The organism is Actinosynnema sp. NPDC023658 (genome assembly GCF_040639995.1).
Taxonomy (GTDB): Bacteria; Actinomycetota; Actinomycetes; order Mycobacteriales; family Pseudonocardiaceae; genus Actinosynnema.
On sequence record NZ_JBFAAX010000769.1, the window covers coordinates 1 to 2,689 of the forward strand.

Annotated in this window: 2 protein-coding genes; both read left to right on the forward strand. The window is 73.5% G+C overall.

What is annotated here, in order from left to right; all coding sequences use genetic code 11:
• The first annotated feature begins 8 nt into the window (after positions 1 to 8).
• Positions 9 to 287 (forward strand): type VII secretion target, encoded by a 279-nt coding sequence (locus AB0G02_RS34485; protein ID WP_360802881.1) that lies wholly within the window; start codon positions 9 to 11, stop codon positions 285 to 287.
• Positions 284 to 2,689 (forward strand): DUF6531 domain-containing protein (locus AB0G02_RS34490; RefSeq protein WP_360802878.1); only part of this gene is annotated, 2,406 nt, incomplete at its 3' end. The genes AB0G02_RS34485 and AB0G02_RS34490, both read left to right, overlap by 4 nt.

Here is a 2,689-nt window from a genome sequence, read left to right on the forward strand (position 1 = left end):
TCGGTGAGCTGGAGGTCCACGCCGGGAAGGTCGACGCGCTGGCCGGCCGGTTGCGGGCGGCGGTGGACGCGGCCCGCCAGGTGACCATGTCCGACGAGGCGTACGGGGTGATCTGCCGACCGTTCGCGGTGCTGCTCCAGCCGTTCGAGCAGATGGGCGTCGACGCCCTGGCCAAGGCCGCGGAGACGATGACCGAGGTGGCCACCGGGGTGCGTGCGACGGCCGGTGACTACAGCGCCCGGGAGACCTCCGAGGCCGCCGCGTTCGACGGGATCGGCCCCCGATGACCGGGGACCTGGTCGCCGCGCCGCAGGACACGACGAACGCCGTCACCGGCATCGGCATCCTGGAGGCCGCGGACGGCCTGGCGCAGGGCGTCGCGAGCGGTGACTGGGTAGCGGGCGGTCTCGGGGCCGCCGGTGTCGGCCTCGAAGTGCTGAGCCTGGTCGTGGACCCGATCGGCACGCTCGCCTCCTACGGCGTGTCGTGGCTGATCGAGCACGTGCAGCCGCTCAAGGACGCGCTGGACTGGCTGGCCGGCAACCCACCGGTCATCTGTTCGTTCAGCGACACGTGGGGCAACGTGGGCCGCGAGGTCGCCGCGATCGCCCAGGACTTCGCCAACGAGTCGCAGGCGGGCACGGCGGGCTGGACCGGGGCGGCGGCGGACGCGTACCGGGCGCACACGGCCAAGGTCGCTGACGCGGTGGCGGGTGCGGGGTCGTTGGCGGGCGGCATCTCCGCCGGTGTGATGATCATGGGCGAGGTCGTGGCGGCGGTCCGCGAGCTGGTGCGCGACATCGTGGCGGAGCTGATCGGCCGGCTGATCGCGTGGGCGCTGGAGGCGGTGGCCACGCTGGGCCTGGCGACGCCGGTCATCGTGGGCCAGGCGATCACCGCGATCTCCCGGGTGGTCAAGAAGATCGGTGACCTGATCCGCAACCTGATCAGGACGATCGGCAACGTCACGCCCCGGATCCGCGCGGTCGTCGACAAGCTGGACGAGATCATGGCCGCGCTGGGCAAGCTGGGCCGCAAGGCCGACGGTGCGGGCCCGACCCCCAGGACACCCGACGGACCGGGCACCACGACCCCGTCCGGCACGACCCACCCGTCCGGCACCACCACCCCGTCCGGCACCACGAGTCCATCCGGTACCACCACCCCGTCCGGTACCACCAGTCCTTCCGGGACGACGACGCCTTCGGGCACCACGAGCCCTTCCGGCACCACGAGCCCGACCACCGCACCGGACGCGCCGACCGCGAAGCCGGACGGTCCGTCCACACCGGACGGCACCACGCCCGGCGACGGCACGCCGACCAGCCGCGGTCCGGGCAAGTCCGAGGGCGGCAACGGCAAACCGGCCGACGGCAACGGCAACGACGGCGGCAGCGGGCAGCGCTCGGACGGCAACGGCGGGTGCGACGGCAAGGGCGGCGACCCGGTCGACGCGGTGTCCGGCCAGATGATCACCAACGCCGTCGACGTCGACCTGCCCGCCCTGCTGCCGCTGGTCCTCCAGCGCGCCTACGCCTCCGGCTACCAGGGTGGTCGCCTGCACGGCCCCGGCTGGTCGTCCACCGTGGACCAACGCCTCGAACTCGACGAGCGGCACGTCCGCTACTTCGGCGACGACGCGCAGATCCTCCGCTACGAACGCCCCGAGCGACCGGGCCTGCGCGGCATGCCCAACGACGGCGCGCGTTGGCCGTTGACGTGGGACCGCGAGACCGGCAGCTTCCGCGTGGAGGACCCCAAGAGCGGGTGGGTGCGCCACTTCGGCCCCAACCCGGCCGACCCGCGCGTCCGCCCGATCACCGCCCTCACCGACCGCAACGGCAACCGCGTCGACTACGAGCGCGACGCGGACGGCCTGCCCACCGGCGTCGCGCACTCCGGCGGGTACCGCATCACCGTCGACACGGCGCACGGCGACGCCGGTCCCCGCATCATCGCCCTCCGGCTCGGCACGGACAACAGCGCGCTCGTCCAGTACCGCTACGACGAGCGCGGCCGGATGGTCGACGTCGTCGACACGACGTGGCTGCCCTACCACTACGAGCACGACGAAGCCGACCGCGTCACCGGGTGGGTCGACCGCGAGGGCTACCGCTACCGCTACACCTACGGCGAGGACGGCCGGGTCGTCCGGGGCGAGGGCGACGGCGGCGTCCTGTCCGCGACGTTCGACCACGACCCGGCGGGCCGCAGGACCACGGTCACCGACAGCCTCGGCCAGGCCACCGTCTTCCACTACGACGAGCACGACCACCTCACCGAGGTGGTCGACCCGCTCGGCAACTCCGAGCGGACCGAGTACGACCGCTTCCACCGCCTGCTGTCGCGCACCGACGCGCTCGGCCGCACCACCCGGTACTCGCTGGGCTGGGACGGCGACACCGTGCGCGTCGACCGCCCGGACGGCACCGCGGTCACCGCCGAGTACAACCACCTGCGGCTGCCCGTAGAGGTCGTCGGCCCGGACGGCGCGCGCTGGCGCTACACCTACGACGACCGCGGCAACACGCTCACGCAGACCGACCCGTCCGGCGCGGTGACCACCCACACCTACGGCGAGCACGGGGAACCGCGCACCATCACCGACGCGCTCGGCGGCACGACCACCATCGCCACCGACGCGGCGGGCCTGCCGGTCTCGGTGACGGACCCGTCCGGCGCCACCGAG